22 protein-coding genes and 1 pseudogene are annotated in these 19838 nt (G+C 68.7%); 11 read left to right on the top strand and 12 right to left on the bottom strand.

Annotated elements, in window-relative coordinates; translation table 11 throughout:
* Positions 1–377: 377 nt before the first annotated feature.
* Genes ACTWP9_RS11250 through ACTWP9_RS11240 form a run of 3 tightly spaced genes read right to left on the bottom strand, consistent with a single transcriptional unit; the run spans position 378 to position 1757 of the window.
* Positions 378–809 carry a hypothetical protein gene (locus ACTWP9_RS11250; protein WP_443245903.1) on the bottom strand — a complete coding sequence of 144 codons (432 nt, stop codon included), beginning with the start codon at positions 807–809 and terminating at the stop codon, positions 378–380.
* 52 nt (positions 810–861) lie between these two features.
* Positions 862–1317 carry a hypothetical protein gene (locus tag ACTWP9_RS11245; protein WP_443245902.1) on the bottom strand — a complete coding sequence of 152 codons (456 nt, stop codon included), beginning with the start codon at positions 1315–1317 and terminating at the stop codon, positions 862–864.
* A gap of 8 nt (positions 1318–1325) precedes the next feature.
* Complete coding sequence (locus ACTWP9_RS11240) at positions 1326–1757, bottom strand: hypothetical protein (RefSeq protein WP_443245901.1); 432 nt, start codon at positions 1755–1757, stop codon at positions 1326–1328.
* A 442-nt stretch (positions 1758–2199) separates the two neighbouring features.
* Here ACTWP9_RS11240 and ACTWP9_RS11235 point away from each other — a divergent pair.
* The 4 genes and pseudogenes from ACTWP9_RS11235 to ACTWP9_RS11220 all read left to right on the top strand — a co-directional run bounded on the left by ACTWP9_RS11235 (position 2200) and on the right by ACTWP9_RS11220 (position 5360).
* A pseudogene (locus ACTWP9_RS11235) lies at positions 2200–3452 on the top strand (IS256 family transposase).
* A complete protein-coding gene (locus ACTWP9_RS11230; protein WP_443245900.1) occupies positions 3449–3802 on the top strand; it encodes a hypothetical protein in 354 nt (117 codons plus the stop codon). The pseudogene ACTWP9_RS11235 and the gene ACTWP9_RS11230 overlap by 4 nt, the downstream one beginning before the upstream one ends.
* 376 nt (positions 3803–4178) lie before the next feature.
* Entirely contained in the window at positions 4179–4388 is a 210-nt protein-coding gene (locus ACTWP9_RS11225) for a hypothetical protein (RefSeq protein ID WP_443245899.1), read from the top strand.
* A gap of 264 nt (positions 4389–4652) precedes the next feature.
* On the top strand, positions 4653–5360 hold the full coding sequence (locus ACTWP9_RS11220; protein ID WP_443245959.1) for a restriction endonuclease: 708 nt from the start codon (positions 4653–4655) through the stop codon (positions 5358–5360).
* Positions 5361–5492: 132 nt separating this feature from the next.
* On the opposite strand, the gene ACTWP9_RS11215 is transcribed toward ACTWP9_RS11220, so the two are convergent.
* From ACTWP9_RS11215 to ACTWP9_RS11195, 5 genes are all read right to left on the bottom strand, one after another.
* Positions 5493–6692: an NAD(P)/FAD-dependent oxidoreductase gene (locus tag ACTWP9_RS11215; RefSeq protein ID WP_443245898.1), complete on the bottom strand. Its 1200-nt coding sequence runs from the start codon at positions 6690–6692 to the stop codon at positions 5493–5495.
* Between the two features lie 105 nt (positions 6693–6797).
* Positions 6798–7742: an RNA polymerase sigma-70 factor gene (locus tag ACTWP9_RS11210; RefSeq protein WP_443245897.1), complete on the bottom strand. Its 945-nt coding sequence runs from the start codon at positions 7740–7742 to the stop codon at positions 6798–6800.
* Positions 7743–7909: 167 nt separating this feature from the next.
* Complete coding sequence (locus tag ACTWP9_RS11205; protein WP_443245896.1) at positions 7910–8368, bottom strand: nuclear transport factor 2 family protein; 459 nt, start codon at positions 8366–8368, stop codon at positions 7910–7912.
* Positions 8369–8487: 119 nt separating this feature from the next.
* The gene (locus ACTWP9_RS11200) at positions 8488–9039 is read right to left on the bottom strand and encodes a CGNR zinc finger domain-containing protein (RefSeq protein ID WP_443245895.1); all 552 of its coding nucleotides are present in this window, start codon (positions 9037–9039) and stop codon (positions 8488–8490) included.
* Positions 9040–9565: 526 nt separating this feature from the next.
* Entirely contained in the window at positions 9566–10819 is a 1254-nt protein-coding gene (locus ACTWP9_RS11195; protein WP_443245894.1) for a GNAT family N-acetyltransferase, read from the bottom strand.
* Between the two features lie 44 nt (positions 10820–10863).
* Between ACTWP9_RS11195 and ACTWP9_RS11190 the strand changes: the two genes are divergently transcribed.
* Complete coding sequence (locus tag ACTWP9_RS11190) at positions 10864–11163, top strand: hypothetical protein (protein WP_443245893.1); 300 nt, start codon at positions 10864–10866, stop codon at positions 11161–11163.
* Positions 11164–11244: 81 nt separating this feature from the next.
* Here the strand turns inward: ACTWP9_RS11190 and ACTWP9_RS11185 are convergent, their stop codons facing one another.
* Entirely contained in the window at positions 11245–12270 is a 1026-nt protein-coding gene (locus tag ACTWP9_RS11185; RefSeq protein ID WP_443245892.1) for an ADP-ribosylglycohydrolase family protein, read from the bottom strand.
* Between the two features lie 657 nt (positions 12271–12927).
* Here ACTWP9_RS11185 and ACTWP9_RS11180 point away from each other — a divergent pair.
* The gene (locus ACTWP9_RS11180) at positions 12928–13578 is read left to right on the top strand and encodes a hypothetical protein (RefSeq protein WP_443245891.1); all 651 of its coding nucleotides are present in this window, start codon (positions 12928–12930) and stop codon (positions 13576–13578) included.
* Positions 13579–13751: 173 nt separating this feature from the next.
* Here ACTWP9_RS11180 and ACTWP9_RS11175 read toward each other — a convergent pair whose 3' ends face one another.
* The gene (locus tag ACTWP9_RS11175; RefSeq protein ID WP_443245890.1) at positions 13752–14519 is read right to left on the bottom strand and encodes a TioE family transcriptional regulator; all 768 of its coding nucleotides are present in this window, start codon (positions 14517–14519) and stop codon (positions 13752–13754) included.
* A gap of 58 nt (positions 14520–14577) precedes the next feature.
* Here ACTWP9_RS11175 and ACTWP9_RS11170 point away from each other — a divergent pair, with 58 nt between their 5' ends.
* Positions 14578–15804: an erythromycin esterase family protein gene (locus ACTWP9_RS11170; RefSeq protein WP_443245889.1), complete on the top strand. Its 1227-nt coding sequence runs from the start codon at positions 14578–14580 to the stop codon at positions 15802–15804.
* 324 nt (positions 15805–16128) lie between these two features.
* Here the strand turns inward: ACTWP9_RS11170 and ACTWP9_RS11165 are convergent, their stop codons facing one another.
* Entirely contained in the window at positions 16129–16545 is a 417-nt protein-coding gene (locus tag ACTWP9_RS11165; protein ID WP_443245888.1) for a hypothetical protein, read from the bottom strand.
* A gap of 222 nt (positions 16546–16767) precedes the next feature.
* On the opposite strand from ACTWP9_RS11165, the gene ACTWP9_RS11160 reads away from it, so the two are divergent.
* A complete protein-coding gene (locus ACTWP9_RS11160; RefSeq protein ID WP_443245887.1) occupies positions 16768–17040 on the top strand; it encodes a hypothetical protein in 273 nt (90 codons plus the stop codon).
* 149 nt (positions 17041–17189) lie between these two features.
* A complete protein-coding gene (locus ACTWP9_RS11155; protein ID WP_443245886.1) occupies positions 17190–17489 on the top strand; it encodes a DUF6506 family protein in 300 nt (99 codons plus the stop codon).
* Between the two features lie 94 nt (positions 17490–17583).
* On the opposite strand, the gene ACTWP9_RS11150 is transcribed toward ACTWP9_RS11155, so the two are convergent.
* On the bottom strand, positions 17584–17955 hold the full coding sequence (locus tag ACTWP9_RS11150; protein ID WP_443245885.1) for a hypothetical protein: 372 nt from the start codon (positions 17953–17955) through the stop codon (positions 17584–17586).
* 211 nt (positions 17956–18166) lie between these two features.
* Here ACTWP9_RS11150 and ACTWP9_RS11145 point away from each other — a divergent pair, with 211 nt between their 5' ends.
* Both ACTWP9_RS11145 and ACTWP9_RS11140 read left to right on the top strand, forming a co-directional pair.
* Positions 18167–18640 (top strand): carboxymuconolactone decarboxylase family protein, encoded by a 474-nt coding sequence (locus ACTWP9_RS11145; RefSeq protein WP_443245884.1) that lies wholly within the window; start codon positions 18167–18169, stop codon positions 18638–18640.
* Positions 18641–18841: 201 nt separating this feature from the next.
* Complete coding sequence (locus ACTWP9_RS11140; RefSeq protein WP_443245883.1) at positions 18842–19765, top strand: RNA polymerase sigma-70 factor; 924 nt, start codon at positions 18842–18844, stop codon at positions 19763–19765.
* Positions 19766–19838 lie beyond the last annotated feature (73 nt).

The raw sequence follows: 19838 nt of genomic DNA, 5'->3' as shown, positions 1-19838 counted from the left end.
TACCGCGACCAGGCCGGGCGCTGACCACTTCGGTCCGCGCGAATGGATCGGCCTCCACCGGTTCATCAAGCCCATGACGTTGATCACCTACGACCACTGCGGACGGCATCAGCTCGACTTGGGGCAGAGCACAGCATGCCGATTGGTGAACCGTGGTGCCGGACTCGACCTGCGGCCACCTGACGATCTGCCTGCCCTGTCTCCACGGACCCGACCTTGCACGGTGTCCGCTGCCCCTGGGGGACGCTGTGGGACATGCCCGCTCTTGTGGACAGACAGGTTCGGGTCAGCGTGGAGGCCGGCGGCCGGGTAGGCCCATTGAGCCTGCGGTCACCCGGAATCGCGGGTGACCGCGTCCGCTCGGCTCGTTCGTGCTCTCAGGTCGCGAAGTAGCGCGACCAGCCGCTGCACTTGGCCTTCTTCGTCCACGAGGTGCAGACCTTTACGCGGATCGACCGGTCTTCGGGATAGTGTCCTTCCACGACGCGGTGCTTCTTTCCCTTGCTGCTGAACTTCTTCTTCGAGTGACCTTTGACATGGACGATCGCCTTTGTCCAGCGATCATTGTTGTACTTGTCGAGGATATCGATCTTGTCGCCCTTGTCGTAGTAGGTCACTTGCGTCACGTTCTTCGCCGAGGTGCGGCAGTACGCGGCCGGCTCGACCATCACGGTGTCGCATGTGGTCTTCCTCGCTTGCGGAGCCCCGCTGCCGGAATCCGCAACCGCGGGCATCGCCGCGAGTGCGGGCGCGATGAGTACGACCGCACAGGCCGATGCGATCCGGTTCCTGTGTACGTGTACGTTCATGAGTGGTGTCTCCTGTCAGCAGGATCTCGCGGAATTTCCTCGCGTTCCGCGATCAGGTCCAGTCCCATTTGCTCCAACCGGAACACTTGGCCTTCTTGCTGAACGAGGTGCACACCTTGATGCGTACCATCCTGCTCTCCTTGAAGTTCGCGTCGACGACCCTCAAGCTCTTGCGCTTACTGCTGTAATTCCTGACCTTGTATCCCTCGACTTTGAGCTTGACTTTCGTGGACCGCCCGTTCCGGTAGTGATCCACGATGCCGATGTCGTCTCCGTCAGTATCGAACCAGGCAAACGTCCGGTTCTTCTTGGAGGAGGCGCATCCGGCGGTGATGTCCGACGACGCGCGGGTGTAACAGTCCGTCTTCTTCGTTTCCGCGAGTGATACCGAAGCGGTGCCTCGGGATGCGGGCGTGTCGGCAGAGGCTGTTCCCGCGGCAGCAGCCAGGCCCCCTGTCGTGATGGCCAGGGCGCAGGCGGCTGCGATGGCCTTCTCGTGTGCGTGCATGCGGTGCTTCACGTGGTCCCCCAGCCGCTCCAGTCAGAGCACTTTGCCTTCTTGCTGAACGAGGTGCATACCTTGATGCGGACCTTCTTGCCTTCGGTGTAGCTGTTTCCGACGACCCTGTGCTGCTGGCCCTTGCTGGAGAAGTACGCCTTTCCGCTCCCCTTGACGTGGAGCACCACCTTCGTCGACCGGCCGTTCAGGTAGCGGTCGACGATATCGACCTTGTCGCCCTTGTCGATGTAGGCCCCTTGCGTGCGGCCCTTCGAAGGTGATTCGCACCTCGCGTACGGCTCCCGGAATTCTTCACATGTGGTCGACGCAATCCGCGCCGCCCGTTCCGGAAGGCCCCCGGCGTAGGCGGTGGTGGCGCTTGCGGTCAGACCGCCACTCGCGACCAGTACGGCGCAAGCGAAAGTCGCCGCGTTTCGTGATGTGCGCATTCAGTGGTTCCCCCTTTTGTCGTGCCGCAGGTCGAGGCCGGCACGCCCCCCGCGTCTCGGGATTCCGCAACGGACGCGGCAGAAGCAGGATGCACGGCAATCCCGGGGGCGGGCCAGGACTTTCGGCGAGAGCCGAAAGTCCCCCGCACGGGCCCGGCGAACAGAATCCGAAGCGCCGCCCGGTAATGGCCCCGTCGAGGCCGTTTCCGATGGCTCTCGGGGGGTGGCTCTTGGCGGGTGGCTCTTGGCGGGGCGGGTGATATTTCGTGTGCGGGGGACGGTGGTCGCAGCAGTGGCTCATCCGTCCCCCCGCCGCCCGGAGCAATGCTCAAGACCTGTGGATCGGTCACGGGAGGAACACAGAAGGCGTACCTTCCCGAATGATCCTGTGATGGTCACCGAATAGGCCCGCGTTCGTAGCGCGGGTCGGGAAGGCACGCCCGTGCTCAGCGTAGTCACCGACGACGGCTCCACCCAGTCCGGCTCCCTGATCGACGAGATCGTGCGCGAAGGCGCCCGCCGCATGCTCGCCGCCGCGCTGGAAGCGGAAGTCAATCAGCACATAGCCGAGTTGACGGACAAGACCGACGAGGCCGACCGGCGTCTCGTGGTCCGCAACGGCCACCACCGACCCCGGACTGTGGTCACTGCGGCCGGGGACCGGTGGAGGTCAGGGCCCCGCGAGTGAACGACTGGCGCGTCGACGAGGCCACCGGTGTGCGCAGGCGGTTCTCCTCGAAGATCCTTCCTCCGTGGTGCCGCAAGTCGCCGAAAATCTCCGAGGTACTGCCGCTGCTTTACCTGCACGGCCTGTCCTCCGGCGACTTCGTACCCGCGCTTGAGCAGTTCCTCGGCCGAGCGGCCGGACTGTCCCCGGCCACCGTCACCCGGCTGACCAGGCAGTGGAGCGACGACCACGCCGCCTTCCAGCGGCGCGAACTGTCCGACCGCGACTACGTCTACGTGTGGGCTGACGGGGTGCACCCGAAGGTCCGGCTCGGGCAGGCTCACTCCTGCGTCCTGGTCCTGCTCGGGGTCCGCCTCGACGGTACGAAAGAGCTGATCACCCTGGCCGAGGGCCTGCGCGAGTCCACCGAGTCGTGGGCTGATCTGCTGCGCGACTGCCGCCGCCGCGGCATGCGCGACCCCGAGCTGGTCGTCGGCGATGGAGCGAGGGGCTTGTGGAAGGCCCTGGCCGAGATTTTCCCGGACGCCCGGCACCAATGGTGCTGGGTCCACAAGGCCCGCAGTATCACGAATTGCTTGCCCAAGTCCGCGCAGCCCGGCGCGACGAAGGCGATACAGGGGATCTACAACGCCGAGGACCGCACCCACGCCGAGAAGGCGATCGAAGCGTTCGCGAAGACCTATGGCGCAAAGTGGCCCAAGGCCGTCGCGAAGATCGCCGACGACGCTGAGGAACTGCTGGCGTTCTACGACTTCCCTGCCGAGCACTGGATCCACCTGCGGACCACGAATCCCATCGAGTCGACGTTCTCCACGGTCAAGCTCCGCACCAAGGTCACCCGCGGTGCCGGCAGCCCAGCCGCCGCACTGGCGATGGTGTTCAAGCTCGTCGAGTCGGCCCAGACATGCTGGCGCGCGATCACCGGCGCCCATCTGGTCCCTCTGGTTCGCACGGGGGCCCGGTTCGAGAACGGCATCCTGGTCGAGCGACAGGAGCAGACCGCGTGAACACGGCAAAGGACTACGGAGACTGCCAGATCTATGTGCGAGGCGGCCATCGCGAGTCTGTGACCGCGCTCGTCGCGGCAACTCTCGGAGCCTTCGCCGACGATCACTACACGATCCGATCAGGCCGGATGGTCTTCGAGATCCAGCACAACCCGGACGACGGGTTGGCCGAAGACTTCATCGGGTGGCCTTTCACGATCGAGGCGGAAGCCGACGACCCCGATCCCATCCTCGTCGAAGCAGTGTCACGCGTGCTCAAAGCAATCTGGAACCGCGGCCTCGACGCCGTTGCCGCCTGCGACTTCGAGGACGAGCTTCCGGACCTCGGCGGACTCCCGCGCTACCGCTGACCACATCGAATCCACAGGTCTTGACTATTCCTCCCGCCCGTCGCGGACGACGGAAGAACGGTGCCCCCAGGTGATGGCAAAGCGCGTTCACCGCGGAGACGTGTGAGGCCGGCGTGCTCAGGTGGGGGCGGGCTGTCCCGGACACCTGCGGCTGTTGCTTCACGCCGTGGCGTGAAGCAACAGAGCGGTGAAAACCGTGGCCCTCCGTACCGTCAGCCCTCGGGACGAGAGAGCCTTTTCCGCCAACCGCTCCGAAGGTCGCCTGTCGCGCTTCGCGTTGGGGCATGGACAGGACGAGTGGACGGCACCACCACGGTCCGGGAGGGGACTTGACCAGCCGGGTGTGCCGTAGCGATCCGGGAGGCGAGGGGGACGGTTGCTGACCATCAATGTGGCAGTTCTGCTGGCGTTCATCGTCGTTGTACGGCTCCGACGCCGTACTCAGGCCAGGAGCCGCTTCGATGAGAAGCTCGGCGTGGCCATCGTCCTGGTACTCGGGATTCTGATCGCCCCGACGGATCTTGGTCAGGGCATCCTGCGCGTGACCACGCAACTTGTTGACAGCCTCTCCCGCGCGGACCTGTGATCCTCCCGATTCTCATGACGGGTTGTCAGTGCTCTCTGGTGAACTGGTTGTTGATCGGGCGGACGGGCTTGCAGCGGACGGACAGCGGGAGGGATATGTGAGTACGGGCAGCACGGCATCGTGGGTGGCAGCACACGGCGGGGCGACAAGAGGGCCGACTGTCCGGCAGCGTCGCCCTGGCCGGGCCGGTTGCCGTCCGTTGTCCACGGCGGCGTCAGCGGTGTCAGCGGCGTCAGCGGTGTCAGCGGCGTCGGGGCCGACACGATGAGCGGCCGTCGGCCCGTCCGACGGGTTCCCGTTTCCCGGCTACGGCGACGGCGTCGCCGTAGCAGCCATGGCCGGGACGCTGAGCAATTGCTGACGGTGATAGCGGTGCTCGCCGGTGTCGGCCTTGTGGTCGCACTCGTGAAGTGGCTGCTCGCCCACTGGGTGGTGCTGGTGGTGTTGGCTGCGCTCGCGGCGGGGGCCGGGGTGGTGTGGTGGCGGCGGGCGCAGCAGCGTCGGCAGTGGCAGGAGGCACAGCAGCGCGAGCTGCGCTACCAACTGGTGCAGTTGGACACGCTGCACCATGCGCAGTTCGAACATGCCGTACGGGATCTGATGGTGCGGGACGGCTGCCCGGATGCGGCCCGCACCGGTGGACGCGGCGACCAGGGCGCCGACGTGATAGCGACCGACCCGGCGGGACTGCGGTGGGTGATCCAGTGCAAGCATCGCCGCAACGGCCTCAACGGGTCGGCGGTGGGCACCCCCGACCTGCAACGACTCAACGGCACCGCACGGCCGGTGCACGGCGCCGACGTGGTGGTCATGCTGACCAACGGCCGCTTCACCCGGGACGCGGCACCTTTCGGTGCCGCCCAGCGGATCCACCTGGTCGACCGGCAGCTGCTCGCCCGATGGGCAGCCGGGCCCTGGCCCCTGTGGGAGCTGCTGCCGCAACTTCCACCTCCGCGCCGAGCCCGGCCCTGACTGCGCCGTTCGAGAGGAGCAGCCCCGGCTCGCCGAGATTGATGCGGTGGTGGTTGTTGTTGAGCGTGTCCCAGCCGAAGGGGCACCGCAGGCAACTTCGTTCGGCCCGGGAGCTGCTCCGAAGGGAGCGGCCTAGACCTGCGCCCTGACGGCCGAGCCTGCCTGAGCGCGCTCCTGCACGACGCGGCGGCGCCGGATGGGCATTCCGAGCGTCGGGTTGGCGACGCCCCAGGCCGCGCCCTTGCAGACCAGTTCCTTGTAGAGGGCGGCGATCCGGCCGGTCAGGGCAGCCCGGACGGCACGGTCGTCCGCGGTGACGTACTGGATCAGACCTTCCCTGCGGCCCAGCGAGATGCACTGGTTGAAGTAGCGGAGCGGCGCGTTCGGGAGTTTCCCGCCGGTCAGCCGAGCCGCGATGGAGTCGGCGGCCTGCCACGCGATGGGGATGCCCGAGGCGCACGACATGCGCAGCGGCTTGTCGCCGGGGCCCATCACCATCGCCGCGTCGCCGATGGCGTACACATCCGGGTGCGAGACCGAGCACATGGTCCCGTCGACCACGATCTGGCCCGTGCCGGTGACCTCCAGGGCAGTGGCCTTCGCGATCTGGTGGACCGCGAAGCCGGTGGTCCACACGGTGACCGAGGACGGGACGGACTTGCTGCCGTCGGTGGCGACACGGTCGGCCTCGACGCCGGTGACGGCGGTGTGCTCGTGCACGGTGATTCCGAGCTTGTCGAAGACTTTCCGCAGGTGCTGACAGCCTTTGGGCGAGAGCCAGTCACCGAGACCACCGCGGGCGACCAGGGCGACGTCGAGGTCAGGGCGGGCCTCGGCGATCTCGGTCGCGGCCTCCAGGCCGGTGAGGCCGCCGCCGACGACGACCACGGGCTGTCCGGCGTCCAGGCGGGCCAGGCGTGTGCGGAGCCGCAGCGCACCGGGGCGGCCGGCGATCTCGTAGGCGTGCTCGGCCGTGCCGGGAACTCCCTGGTCGTTCCAGCCGCTGCCGAGGGCGTACACGAGGGTGTCGTATTTCAGTTCCTCGGCGCCGTCGTCGGCGTCGAGGACGGCGACGGTCCTGCGGTCGATGTCGACGCCGGTGACCTTCGCGAGCTTCAATACGACGCCGGTGCCCGCGAACATGTCGTTGAACAGCCTGGGCTTGAGCTCCTGGCCGACCGCCAGCTGGTGCATCCGGACGCGCTCGACGAAGTCGGGCTCGGCGTTGACGAGGGTGATGGCGACGTCTTCGTGGTGCAGCCGCTTGGCGAGACGCCCGGCTGCGATGGCTCCGGCGTACCCGGCTCCGAGGACGATGATGCGGTGCTGCATTTGTTGCTCCTGTTCCTTGCTCCTGTACGACGCGGTTCCGCCCCTTGAACCGGGCGGCCCGCCGTTTCCTGACAGGAACGCGGTGTGAAGCACCTCACATCTGGATCAGAAGGCGTTGAGCAGGGGCTCCCCGTGCTCGTCGGCCGCCCACCGCTCGGTCGCGCGTGCGAGCTTGTCGGGGTTGACCTGGTTGCGGAACGCGGCGATGCCCTCGGCGTCGACTTCCAGACACATGACCCCGACGACCCGGCCGTCGACCACCGCAACGATGGCGGGGTCGCCGTTGGCGATCGAGGCGTAGATCTCGGGTGAGCCGCCGAGGATGGCGCGCTTGGCCTCGCTGGGTTTGAACAGGCCCCGCAGGAACTTCGCGACGGCGAGGGCGCCTTCGAACGCCTTGGCACGGGCCGGGACCTTCCCGCCGCCGTCGCCGATGACGACGGCGTTCTCGGTGAGCAGCCGCACGAGCGGCTCGGTCCGGCCGCTGGTGGCGGCCGCGAGAAACTCCTCGACGACCCGCCGGGCCGCGGCCTCGTCGATCTCGGTGCGGGCCTTGCCGTCCGCGACGTGTTTCTTGGCGCGGTGGAAAATCTGCTGGCTGGCGGCCTCGCTGACGTCGAGGATCTCGGCGATCTCCCGGTGCGGGTAGTCGAATGCCTCCCGCAACACGTACACCGCCCGCTCGTTGGGGGACAGGCGCTCCAGGAGAGTGAGGACCGCGTACGAGACGGAGTCACGTTGCTCGGCGGTGTCGGCCGGGCCGAGCATCGGGTCTCCGGCGAGCAGCGGCTCGGGGAGCCATTGGCCCACATAGGTCTCGCGCCGCGCACGGGCCGAGGTGAGCTGATTGCGGCACAGGTTGGTGAGGACCTTCGTCAGCCACGCCTCGGGGACCTCGATACGTTCGACGTCAGCGCTCTGCCAACGCAGGAACGTCTCCTGCACGGCGTCCTCGGCCTCGACCGCGGAGCCGAGGAGCCGGTAGGCGATGGCCTCCAGGCGGGGCCTGAAGACCTCGAACCGGTCCACGTCGTCCATGGTCAGAGGCATGGCCCCGATCCTAGCTCGCACGGGCGGGCGACAGCAGCCTCGTTGCGGCCCTGGACACCCACTGGCCGGTGCTGTCCGACTTCCCGTACACCGTGGAGTGGACGGCGGCCATGTGCCCGGAGCCGGACCAGGCGTTGCTCTTCAGGCGCGGCCGCCACGCGCTGCCCTCACGGGGTGCATGCCTCGGCGATCGACAGGCTGTTCTCGTAGAGGTGGTGTCTGGTGATCCGGCCGTTCTCGACGGTGAGGCGCAGCGCGAACGGGCCCTCGAATGACTTTCCCGTGGCGCGTACGGTCCCCGACACGTGCCCCGTCAGGACAGCGTCGGTGCCGTCGACGAGGATGGTGTCGACGGAGGCGCGCGCATCCTCGGGCACGGTGTGCTCCATCAACTCCGTCAGCTGGGCGGCACATTCGGCGGCGGTTGACCGCGGGCGGATCCACGGGGCGGCGGGGTTTTCGGCGAGCACCCAGTCGACCTCGTCGGCGAACAGCGCGACGAGCCGCGCGATGTCGCCGTCCGCCCGGGCGGCAAGGAACGCCTGTACGACGGCCCGGGTGTCCTCGGCGTCGGAACTGGCGGTGGCTGCTGAACTCACCGTGCTGGCGGTGGCCTTGACGGACATGGCACTCTCCTCGCGGCTGTGGCCGGACTCCGGCGGGGGTTCCCCGTCGATGTGCTCGATCCTGCCGGTGGGAGGGCGGAGCGGTCGATTACCCCGGGGGTAATGAGCAGCGAGTGCGGCTACTCGGCTTCTTGGGTGGCCGGCGGGTGGCCTGTGCTGTGGTGCCGGCGGCGATGACGGGCCACGGCGTCGTTGTTGGCGCAGCGCACCGAGCAGTAGGTGCGCCGGCCGTTGCGGGAGGTGTCGACGAACGCCACACCGCAGCCGCCGCGCGCGCAGCGCCCCAGCCGGTCGGCGCCTGCGGAACACACCACGTAGGCGAGTCCGGCCGCGGTGACGGCCTGGATGTGCGCGGCGGTGTCAGCGTCGGCCGCGCTGTAATGCAGATGGGGATTGCCGTCGTGGAGCGAGATGTGGGGCGTGCTGGAGGCTGCGGCGAGGAGCGCGTTGACCGCCTGGCACCGTCGGCCGAGATCCTGCGGTCCGAAGCAGACGGCCAGGCGCCGGCACCATGTCCAGATCTCCGCTGCCTGCCGCGCGGTGAGCACAGAACGCACGATTCCGTGCGCGGCGAGCAGTGGTTCGAGATCCCGGGGCTGTGGCGGAGCGGTGAAGTTCACCAGGTCCGCGGCCAGCCGGGCAGCCTCACCACCGTAAGGGTCGAAGTGCATAAGACAATTACAGCATTATGCGGGCCGCGAGCGCAGGGCGATTGCCCGCGCTGCCCGGGGCGCTGCGGGGTGCCGCGCGCCCGGGGGCCGTAAGCACAAGTCCAAGGAAGGATGTAATGGTTGAACTGCTCTAGACAGTGACCCCACGCTGGCGGCATGGCTCCCACCTCCCCGGACACACCGTCGGACGACGACCGTTGCCCTGTCTGCCAGCAGCCGACCCCCGAGGAGAGGCGGTGGTGGACACTTCGGTCGCATCACCGCACTTCCCAAGGCGAGGTCGAATACTGCACCGGCGGCTGCGGCTGCCTCGTCCTCCTGGTCAACGGCGAAATCCTCAAGGCCCTCCCCCGGCCGCCGACAGCCCCCACCAGCACGCCGTAACCCGGAGGCTCAGGCCGCACGGACGCGATCACTGCCCCTCACCCACCGGGACCCGACTCCGCAGCCGCTCCGGTCCACCGGTCGGCCGTATCTCCGGGGCAGTCCCGGCAGTTGCTCGTCGTACGTACGCCGCAGCGGCTGTTCAGCAGAGGGGAAAGGCCCAACCGCCGGGGTACCAGGGCTCGCGTTCGCCGCGGAAGGCCGTCGAGGCGAGGGAGAGCGCGCCGGGCCGTAGTTCCTCGACGCGCCCCGAGGCGGAGAGGGCGGTCAGCGTGGTGCCGCCGAGGAATACGGCACCGAGCTCCGCTGCTGTCAGACGCAGATCGGCGGGGGCGGTCGTGGGCTCACAGACCGCGGTCCGACCCTCCGCCTGCAGCCGGTGGCGTCCGGCGTTCCACGGGCAGAAGTCGTCCTGCACGTCCAGGACGACGTCGAGCGGGCGGCTGTAACTCCGGCCGGCCAGCGCCCGGTCGACATCGACCGGACGCACCCAGAGGCGGTCGACCGGTGCGGCCTTGACTGCTCGCGGATCGGTCAACAGGTGCGGCAGCGGTTCGTCGACAGCTCCCTCGTAGTCGATCCAGGTCACCAGGTCGATTCCGGCAAGGAAGCGCCACAGCGCCGCGTACGCCTGGCGGGAGAGCGCTGCCATCTCCACTACCTGCACCACGCCGACGCTGCCGCCGAGTCCGTCCGGCGCGGAGCTGTGCCGATAGAGCACATAGCCGGTGGCGCGGCCGTCGCTCTCCTGGTGCACCGCGAAGCGCAGCGAAGTTGCTGCGCCGCGCCGGTGCGGATAGTCGGCGAGGCGCACCGCCCAGTGGGCAGCCTGTCGGTCGGGCCAGCCGACAGCCTGGGTGCGGGCCCGGTCGTAGACCTCCTCGAGGAGGGGCCGGGCCTGATCGGCGTGCTGCAGTCGGACGGTGCCGTCCCCGAAGTCGGTGTGGGGACGGAGGTGCAGGGCACGTCGGTCGCAATGCATCGGGTTCCCGAGCGTCGCGGGGCCGTAGCCGTAGCGTCCGTAGATCCCGGCCTCGGAGGGGCGGAGCACGGCGATCGGCTCACGCCGGTGCTCGTACAGGTCGGTCAGCTGGGCGCGCATCATTGAGGTGAGGATGCCGCGGCGGCGATGCGTCGGGGCCACGCCCACAGAGGCGACGCCCGCCACGGGCAGGACACCGCCGGGCACGGTCAGCATCCGACTGTAGACGGAGGCTCCGGCAACCGGCACGCCCTCGTCGAAGACGGCCAGCGTGCGGCCAAGGTCTGTCGCGGCTCGCTGGTCGGCCAGTTCTTCCTCGGAACGGTCCATGCCATAGGTATCGGCGATCATTCGGGCCCAGGGCATGAACTCATGCTCAGCGACGCTGCGAAGCGGGAACGGCGGCGTAGTCACCGAACATGTGTACCTCACGGCGAGGCGGTCGGTACCTTGAGCGCATGTCGATATCTGTTGGCCTCAGCCTCAACGTCTCCGATCTGCAGCCGGGAGAGGAGACGGCACGTGTCGCCGAGGCACTGACCGCGTTCCTCACCGAGCACGATCTTGAAAGGGACGTGGTGGTCAGCGAGGACCCGTCGGCCGGTCTCGTCTTCGCGGGGAGCGATTACCCAATCATCGTCACCGGCTTCGGCAGCTGGGCAGGCCAGATCGAGCAGGGGTCTCATGACACCGTGCGTGCGGTTGCCCCCACCGCAAAGGTCGACTTCCGATGGAGTTTCGAGGACGAGGACGACTAGCCCAGGGCAGACGGTCAGGCGCTGGGGGGTGCCGTTCCAGTCCTTTCCTCGTTGCGTCGCCCGACGTGGGGCACAGGGGCATCATGCCGCGTCCCAGAGGTGCCCGAGGGCCAGTAGTTCGTCGCGGTACTCGATCCGCTCCGCCCATGCGCTCGGCCAGGCGTCCGCACCCAGGTGTGCACCCGCGAAGGCGCCGGTCAGACAGGCGATGGAGTCGGAGTCCCCGGAGGTACAGGCGGCCCGGCGTACGGCGGTGAGCGGCTCGTCGGGGAAGAGGAGGAAGCACAGCAGAGCGGTGGCCAAGGCTTCTTCGGCGACCCACCCCGCACCCGTGAGCGTGCACGGGTCGACCTCCCGGTCGGGTGCCCGCAGAGCCTCGTCCACCCGGTCCAGGACGGCAAGGCACTCGTCCCACCCGCGCTCGGTGAACTCGGCCGCACTGTGATCCTGTGCGAACTCCCACAGGTCGCCCAGCCACCACTTCCGGTAGACGGAGCGGTTCTTCCGCGCGTAATCCCGCAGCATGCCCACGAGTTCGATCGGCCGCGCCCCGTACGCGAGCAGACGTACCGCATGTGCCGTGAGGTCGCTGGCGGCCAGCGCCGTAGGGTGCCCGTGCGTGAGCGCGGCCTGCAACTGCGCCACTCCCGACCGGGTTTCCTCCGGCAGCCCCGGTATCAGTCCGACCGGCGCCACCCGCATGTTCGCGCCGCACCCTTTGGAGCCGGTCCGGCTGGCCTCCTGCCAGCGGCGCTTCTCATGACTGAGCTGCTCGCACGCCACCAGGCAGGTGCGTCCCGGCGCCCGGTTGTTGTCGGGCGAGCGCCACCAGTCGACGTACTCCTCGCGGACCGGCCGCACGACCCGGGCGGGCGCGAGCGGCCCCCGCTCCCCCGCGGTACGCAGCCCCCGGCCCAGGGCGAGGGTCATCTGCGTGTCGTCCGTGACGAACGCGGGCTCGGGCAACTCCATCACCCGCCAGGGGCCGCACTTGGCGAGGATCTGCGGAACGTCGTTGAATTCGGTGGGGAAGCCGAGCGCGTCCCCGATCGCCAGCCCGACCATCGCCCCGACCGCGGCTCGCTTGCCCCCTGCTTGGATGTTCATCCGCCCATTCAAGTCACTGAGGTGGGTGGTGGCCATCGCTTTCGCCGCCTCGGCGGGCGGGGAGCACTTCCACAGAGCGGCGCGTGCCTCATGTGTCCGGTGTGCGCTGGTTTTGCACATCGTGCGGCAGGCGCGTGTGTTGGTGCGGGAAGATGCCGAGCCGGGGTGTGGTGCTGGTGGCGTGACCTTCGATGTCAGCACCGGGGAGAGGTGGACACAGCCGGGGGAAGTTGAGAATCTTGCCGCGCCGCGAGAGCCGAGGCGCTGCGTCCGCATCCGCGTCGGCCCCGCGGTGGGTTGCGCAACCATTCCGACCCGTCAAGTGTCTCCCATGCATGCGTCCTTGCGGCGCGCTTGGTGGATGCCATGGCTTGAACGAGCTTGAACGAGGGAGCAACGCAGATGGCCGTAGGGGGTCCGCGGGGGGAGCCGCCCCGTGGTGGAAACCGCAACCATCCTGTACCGCCCCCTCCGTACGTCCCGCCGCCCCCGCCGCCCAACTACCCGTATCCGCGACCCCCGTATCCCTACCCCCCGCGCCCGGTGCCGGTGCGGCGGACCGGGCCGCTCGCGCGAGCGTGGCGCGCGGTGGGACCGATCGGCGTGGGGAGGCGGGTCTTTCTGCCGTCGCGGCCCGGGCGGATCGAGGACGCCGGGGTGAGGCGCATCCAGAGGATCCGCACCATGGTGGGTCTGGGCGCCTTCTGCTGGGTGTCTCTCTCGTACCGCCTCGCGGAAAACTTGAGCGATGCGGCCAAAGACCGCTTCAACCAGTCGTGGATCACCGTTCTGGCGTTGTCGGTCACCTACCCCGTACTCGTCGGGATACTGGTCGCGCTCGCCGAGCCCGCACAGCGCAGGGAACTGCTGCGGCGAGCGGGCCGGCCGCTGGGCGCGATCGTCGCGATATTCGCGGGCATGTTCCTCTTCCCGTTGCAGGTGCTGACGGGGTTCGGGAACGGACTTTTCGCGGGCAATCTGCCGATGACGATCGTTGAGCATACGGCCACGGTGATCACCATCGTCTGGGTGCTGCCCTTTGTGGTCTACGGCATCGCAATGTCCCTCGTGCATGTCTTCCGTACCGCCGATATCCACGAGACCGTGCCGCCGTTGATCGCGATGACCGTGGTGTGGGAGATGCTGCTCGTCGACATGTTCACCGGCGCCTACGCGGGCGTTCCCGGGCCCGTGCGGATGATCATGCTCGTGGGAGCGCCGGTCTCGGTGACCGCGGTGGGCCTGTGGGAACTCCACCGCTTGCGCATCCACTACGGCCTGAGGCTGCGCGGGGCGCTACTGCGCTGAGGCGGCAACTGCCCATACGACAGTCGAGGCCGAGGGCGCGTGCTTCGTGCCGTTCGGCGTCACTCTCGTACCGTCGCCTGGGCTGGGGTGCCTTCATTGCCTTCATCGGCGGACGGGCCGGCCGAGACGGAACCGTTGGTGCCCCTCGTTCTCTTCGGCCGGCAACCGAAAGCTCATCCGCGCTTGCGGAGGTACGCCTCCAGCTCGGCGGCCCCGGTCAGCATGGCCCGCCCGCGCGCTGACAGTCGGCCGCGCCAGTCGCACAGTGCGGCCTCCAGCGGCTCCAGTCCACCGGCCGCCCGCACTTGGGCGATCAGCGGGGCGATCTGCTCCAGCAGGTAGCCGCCCCGCCTGAGCTGGTGGGCCAGCCGGGCGTCCCGTACATCGGCCTCGTCGTAGACGCGGTACCCGGTCAGCGGGTCGCGGCGCGGGTGCACCAGCCCGGCGCGCTCCCATTTGCGCAGCGTCGCGGGCCGGATTCCGAGCTTGCCTGCCAGCGGCCCGATGAACGTGGCTCCGGACGACGACACCGCGGTCGGCTCGGACACCGCGGTCGGCTCGGGCGCCGTTGTCGGCTCGGGCGCCGTGGGTGGGTCCAGGTCGCCCAGGGCGCTCTCCACAGCCTGGAGGGTCCCGCGGTCGTCGAGGAGTTGGGCGTGGCTCTCGTCGATGAGGCGGAACGCCTCGTCGACCGCGCCCTCGTTGACGGCCCGCATGATCGACGCCGCTGTCCGGTGGCCGTGGCCGGGCACCAGGGCGAGGAACGCGCGCAGGGCCTGCGCGTGCAGCGGGGTGTAGGTGCGGTAGCCGTGGGGTGTGCGACCGGCGGCCGGAAGGATGCCGGCCTCCTCGTAGTTCCTGATCGCCTGGGTCGACAGACCGTGCCCGCGCGCCAGATCAACCGGCCTGAGCCGCTCACCGTTTTGAAGCTTTCTCCCCATGTGGCTGATGGTATCCCGAGAAAGTTTCCACCGAGGGTTCAACGATACCGTTGAAGGCATGGCTACTGACATCAAGGACACCGTCCATGCCGTCGAGGCTGCCGCCATCCTGAGGCTGCTCCCGGCCCGGCCGCGGCTGCTCGCACTGGGCGAGCCCACCCACGGCGAGGACGCTCTGCTCGACCTGCGCAACGAGCTGTTCCGGCAGCTCGTCGAGCAGGAGGGCTACCGGACGATCGCGATCGAGAGCGACTGCATGACGGGCCTGATCGTGGACGACTACGTCACCTCGGGCGCGGGCACCCTCGACGAGGTCATGGAGCACGGATTCAGCCACCCGGACCTCGGGCTCGGCGCCTCCGCGGCCAATCGCGAACTCGTGCGCTGGATCCGCGCCTACAACGTTCGCGCCGACAACGAGGGCCGGCCCGCGTCCGAGCGGCTCCGCTTCGCCGGTTTCGACGGCCCGCTGGAGATCACCCACGTCGCGAGCCCCCGGCAGGCCCTCACCGCACTCCACGGCTACCTCGCGGCCCGGGTGGACGCGAACCTGCTCCCCTGCACCGCGGAAACGCTCGACCACCTGCTCGACACCGATGACCGGTGGACCAATCCCGCCGCGATGATGGACCCGGCCCAGTCCGTGGGGCAGTCGGCCGAGGCCGGTCAGCTGCGGCTGCTCGCCGACGATCTGGTGGCGCTGCTCGACGCGCAGACGCCGCACCTGCTCGCGACGACCTCGCGGGACGACTGGGACCGGGCGCGCCTGTACGGGCGCACCGCGACCGGCCTGCTGCGCTACCACCACTGGATGGCCGACACCTCACCGGCCCGCATGGCGCGGCTGTGCGCGCTGCGGGACTTGATGATGGCCCACAATCTCCTCGCCGTCGCCGCTCGGGGCCCGGCACTCATCCACGCCCACAACTCCCATCTCCAGCGGGACAAGAGCTCGATGCAGATGTGGCAGGGGCCGGTGGAGTGGTGGAGCGCCGGTGCGCTGGTGAGCGCCCAGCTCGGCGAGGAGTACGCCTTCGTGGCCACGGCCCTCGGCACGATCCGGCACCAGGGGGTGGACACGCCGCCGCCGGACACCCTCGAAGGACTCCTGTACGCGCTCCCGGAGGACCGCTCCATCATCGACGCCCCGCAGCTGGCCACCGCCCTCGGCAACACACGCCCCGCGCCCCGCGTCTCCCCCTGGTTCGGTTACGCCTCGCTCGACCCAGCCCACCTGCCCGGTATCGACGGGATCGTGTTCATCAAGGACGTACCGCAGAGCTAGGGCGTTCCGGCGGGATCACCTGATCGTTGGTCCCGGCGTGCGCGTTGACGGACGCGCAGTGTGCGCGGATCGAACCGTTACTCCCGGGCCCGACGCCGAAGCGGGGTGGCCGGTGGCGGGACCCACCGAGAAGTGATCGATGCGATCGCCTGGAAGTTCCAGACCGGCTCTCAGTGGGTGCACCTGCCGGAGAAGTACAGCAATTGGCCACTTGAAACAGTGGATCGACATCGCCACCCGCTACGAGAAGACCGCAACCTTCCACCTCGCCGGACTCCACACCGCAGACGTCTTCCGCTGGTCCGCACGGTGATCCGGCGGAGACTACGGTCTGGCGATCTCTTGCCTGAGCTGGCGCGTGAAGCGGCGGAGGAGGTCCAACGTCTTCTGGTGATCGGCCTTGCGATCCGCTCTGCCGTCGGTGGGACGGGTGCGCCAGACCTGGCGGGCGAGACCATCGGCGAGATCGACGGTGTCGCTGTCGCACAGCAAGTAGAGGGCTGACCGCGCCTCCTGCATCCGGTTCGCCAACTCGTTGGCGCCGGCGCCGTCGTCGCCCAGCTGTGTTTCCCGAAGGTAGTCGAATAGCTGACCTGCCGCCGTGTTGAAGCCCACGCCGGCTTTGAGTTTCTGTTCGCGGAGCCACATGCGGTCCTGCCGACGCGCCGTGAACCAAGAACCGAACACGGCCCCTATGAGGCCGAGACCAGCCCCGATGGCCACGGGCAGGATGTTCTCCACGGTCAGCTCCCCCCTGCGTACAAGCGACGCCAGGCTAACAAGCCATAAGGAGTGCCGCGACGGACCCGATGGGCGCGCTCTCACCAAGGATTCGGCGATACCGGCCAGGTGCACGAGGGACTGCGCCGCGCCCTGGTCCGTGACCGCGTACGTTCACCGGGTTCGGCTGGCTGACCAGTAACCAAGGTGATCAGCACGATCGGCACTGCGGTGATCACAAGCATGGACCTTGGGTGGGCCGTTGACGGACGCGGGGATTCGCCATATCGGCCATGCACCGGCGACGAGCTCGTCTCCTGGCTCGCCCGCGACCTCCTCGAAACCCTCGTCACCGAGACCACCGGGGCGTCCGGGATCCCACCCCTTCTCGCCTACGCCAAGAACTTCCCCCTCGAATCGGTCCTGTACGGCGAGGAAGATTCCTGCCTCCTCCTGGTCGGGCTACAACGCACCGCCCTCATCCACATCAGCGGACAGGGCTCGTCCGACGGGTGATGCGCGAGTGTGGTCGGCGTTGTTGTGCGCGGACGGTGCGGGCATCCGGAATGCGGCGCGGATCACTCACGGATCATCGCCGAGCCAGGCCATTCCCGCCCTGACTCTGGTTGGCTGGTGGCTCTGACGATCACGGGAGGTCGATAAGCATGGCGCTCACGCACTGGGGGTTCATCTACACGGCGGCGGGCAGCGCGGCAGGTGGCGATGTCAGCGTCGTGACCACGGGTACGTGCCGCAGTGTCTTCGTCGGGGTGGAGAAGCCCGAGGAGGGGATCGAGGTCGCGCGCCGCCTGGTGGACGAGGGCGTGCAACTGATCGAACTGTGCGGGGGGTTCGGGCCGGTATGGGCCGGGCGTGTCATCGAGGCCATCGACGGCGCGGTCCCCGTGGGCGTGGTGGGTTATGGACCCGAAGCGGTCGATCAGGTGCACGCGATCTTCTCCTGACGTGTGCCGCCTCTATCTCCTGAGGTGTGCCGCCTCCTTCACTCGAAGGTGACGGCCCGGGCGGCCCCTCGTAGAGCGGGCCGCTCAGAGCCGGTCACCGGGTGGCCACCCAGACTGCCGCTGCGAGCGGGGCGACGGACGAGAGTGCCCCGAGCACCGCGAACTGGTGGCTGCCCGGCAGAGCGCGCATGGCCGGGAAGCAGTAGGCGAGGCCGCAAGCGGCTGCGCTTACGGCCGTGGCCGCGAGTCCCAGGAGCAGGCTGTCGGTCCGGATGTGCGCGGACAGATCGGGGTCGGCACCGAACCAGCCGGCGAGGCCCATCGCGAAGATGGCGCCGATCGCCTTGATGAACAGCCAGCACAGATAGCCGAGGGACAGCAAGGTCATGGCCCACAGGGGCACGCCGAGGGAGATCGCGCACGTCTTGCTGCCGGTGCCGGTGGCGAGTTGGTCAGGCCGGTTCATGACACCAGCCTGTCAGCCGCAGCCGGCCCGCCGGATGAGTACGGGCACTCATCCCCGCCTCCCCGGCCGCCGGGAGCGGGGAGCACCACCCATCAGTTGGCTGACGTGCGGCGACGGCGGGGAGACGCAGGTCACATGCGTCCATGTCACAGGGGGTCGGGCTACTCCGTCTCAGGGGGTGTAGCCACTGACGACCGCAGAGGAGCACACCATGGACGCGCGACTGAACTACTTCGCCGACCCGACCGCCGGCAAGGTCCTCAAGTACTTCATGTCGGCGGGCAAGGTGCTCAAGGACTCGCCGCTGCCGACCGCCATGCAGGAGCTGGTGGCGCTTCGCGTGAGTCAGATCAACGGCTGTGCCGTCTGCATCGACATGCACACCAAAGAGGCTGCCGCTGCCGGCGAGACCTCGGTGCGGCTGAACCTGGTCGCGGCGTGGCGGGAGGCCACGGTCTTCACCGAGGCCGAACGTGCCGCGCTGGGGCTGGCGGAGGAGGGGACCCGGGTCGCGGATGCCGCCGGTGGGGTCAGCGACGAGGTGTGGGCACGTGCTGCCAAACACTACGACGAGGAGCAGCTCACCGCCCTGGTGATCACGATCTCCTTCATGAACGCGGTGAACCGGCTGAACATCATCACCCAGCAGCCGGCCGGCAATTACGAGCCGGGGCAGTTCCACTGAACGGCCGGGACCGTTGCACTGAACGGCCGGGGCAGTTCCACTGAACGGCACCGGCAACAGGCCCGGGGTCCGGCTGCGGGCTCCGGGCCTCCGGACCAAGGGGCTTTGCTCCGGTCTGCCGGTGGGCCGGATGATCAGCGGAGGATGCCTGCACCGGCGAGTTCGGCCGGGTGGGAGGGCGTCATGGGGAGGGGATGCGGCGTGAGCAAGGTCGAGGAGTTCGAGGAGCTGCGGCCGCTGCTGTTCTCGATCGCGTATCGGATTCTGGGCAGTGTGGGTGAGGCCGAGGACGCGGTGCAGGAGACGTGGCTGCGTTTCGACCGTTCGGCGACCCGGCCCACGTCGACGAAGGCGTTCTTGTCGGCCACGGTGACGCGGATCTCGGTCGATGTGCTGCGCTCGGCGCGGGTGCGGCGGGAGGCGTACGTGGGCCCGTGGTTTCCCGAGCCGCTGCTGAGCGATCCGTATCAGGACCCGGCGCGGTCGGTGGAGCTGGCGGACTCGGTGTCGATGGCGGCGCTGGTGCTGCTGGAGCGGCTCAGCCCGCTGGAGCGGGCGGTGTTTGTGCTGCGGGAGGTGTTCGCCTTCGGCTTCGATGAGGTCGCCGCGGCGGTGGGGCGTTCGGAGTCGGCATGCCGGCAGCTGCTGGTGCGGGCGCGGCGGCATATGGAGGCCGGGCGTCCGCGGTTCGAGGCGGACCGGCAGGAGCGGCAGGAGCTGGCCACACGGTTCTTCGATGCGCTGAAGGACGGCGATGTGGGCGGGCTGCAGAAACTGCTGGCCGCCGATGTCCAGTTGGTCGGGGACGGCGGCGGCAAGGCTCCGCAGCTGGCCAAGGCCGTCATGGGCGCGGAGAACGTGGCCCGGGTGCTGGGCACGGTCTTCCCCCAGCTGATCCGGATCGACGTGTCGTTCGAGCCGCACGAGATCAACGGCCAGCCCGGCGCGATCTTCCGCGACCGGGACGGCAAGGTGCTCCACGTCCTGGCCCTCGATGTGCTCGAGGGGCAGATTCAGACGGTCCGCGGGGTGATCAACCCCGACAAGATCGGCCACCTCGGACCGGTTGCCGATGCCTGGGCCATCGACCGCGAGGTGAAGCAGGCCCGCCGGCAGCCGAACTGACCTCGGGAGAGGCGCTCACCGTACGGCTCTGCGGCAGCAGATCGGCGGCTCGTAGTGCCTCGCCCGTGGGGGC

Source organism: Streptomyces sp. 3N207 (genome assembly GCF_052246355.1).
Classification (GTDB): Bacteria; Actinomycetota; Actinomycetes; order Streptomycetales; family Streptomycetaceae; genus Streptomyces.
This window is presented reverse-complemented; position numbering and strand designations above follow the sequence as displayed.

Bases quoted from the DNA above. Each gene is read 5' to 3' on its own strand.
- ACTWP9_RS11250 (WP_443245903.1), bottom strand. From the start codon at position 809: ATGAACGTACACGTACACAGGAACCGGATCGCATCGGCCTGTGCGGTC.
- ACTWP9_RS11245 (WP_443245902.1), bottom strand. From the start codon at position 1,317: ATGCACGCACACGAGAAGGCCATCGCAGCCGCCTGCGCCCTGGCCATC.
- ACTWP9_RS11240 (WP_443245901.1), bottom strand. From the start codon at position 1,757: ATGCGCACATCACGAAACGCGGCGACTTTCGCTTGCGCCGTACTGGTC.
- ACTWP9_RS11220 (WP_443245959.1), top strand. From the start codon at position 4,653: ATGAGCGGCCGTCGGCCCGTCCGACGGGTTCCCGTTTCCCGGCTACGG.
- ACTWP9_RS11215 (WP_443245898.1), bottom strand. From the start codon at position 6,692: ATGCAGCACCGCATCATCGTCCTCGGAGCCGGGTACGCCGGAGCCATC.
- ACTWP9_RS11210 (WP_443245897.1), bottom strand. From the start codon at position 7,742: ATGCCTCTGACCATGGACGACGTGGACCGGTTCGAGGTCTTCAGGCCC.
- ACTWP9_RS11205 (WP_443245896.1), bottom strand. From the start codon at position 8,368: ATGTCCGTCAAGGCCACCGCCAGCACGGTGAGTTCAGCAGCCACCGCC.
- ACTWP9_RS11200 (WP_443245895.1), bottom strand. From the start codon at position 9,039: ATGCACTTCGACCCTTACGGTGGTGAGGCTGCCCGGCTGGCCGCGGAC.
- ACTWP9_RS11190 (WP_443245893.1), top strand. From the start codon at position 10,864: ATGTCGATATCTGTTGGCCTCAGCCTCAACGTCTCCGATCTGCAGCCG.
- ACTWP9_RS11185 (WP_443245892.1), bottom strand. From the start codon at position 12,270: ATGAACATCCAAGCAGGGGGCAAGCGAGCCGCGGTCGGGGCGATGGTC.
- ACTWP9_RS11175 (WP_443245890.1), bottom strand. From the start codon at position 14,519: ATGGGGAGAAAGCTTCAAAACGGTGAGCGGCTCAGGCCGGTTGATCTG.
- ACTWP9_RS11170 (WP_443245889.1), top strand. From the start codon at position 14,578: ATGGCTACTGACATCAAGGACACCGTCCATGCCGTCGAGGCTGCCGCC.
- ACTWP9_RS11160 (WP_443245887.1), top strand. From the start codon at position 16,768: ATGGACCTTGGGTGGGCCGTTGACGGACGCGGGGATTCGCCATATCGG.
- ACTWP9_RS11155 (WP_443245886.1), top strand. From the start codon at position 17,190: ATGGCGCTCACGCACTGGGGGTTCATCTACACGGCGGCGGGCAGCGCG.
- ACTWP9_RS11150 (WP_443245885.1), bottom strand. From the start codon at position 17,955: ATGAACCGGCCTGACCAACTCGCCACCGGCACCGGCAGCAAGACGTGC.
- ACTWP9_RS11145 (WP_443245884.1), top strand. From the start codon at position 18,167: ATGGACGCGCGACTGAACTACTTCGCCGACCCGACCGCCGGCAAGGTC.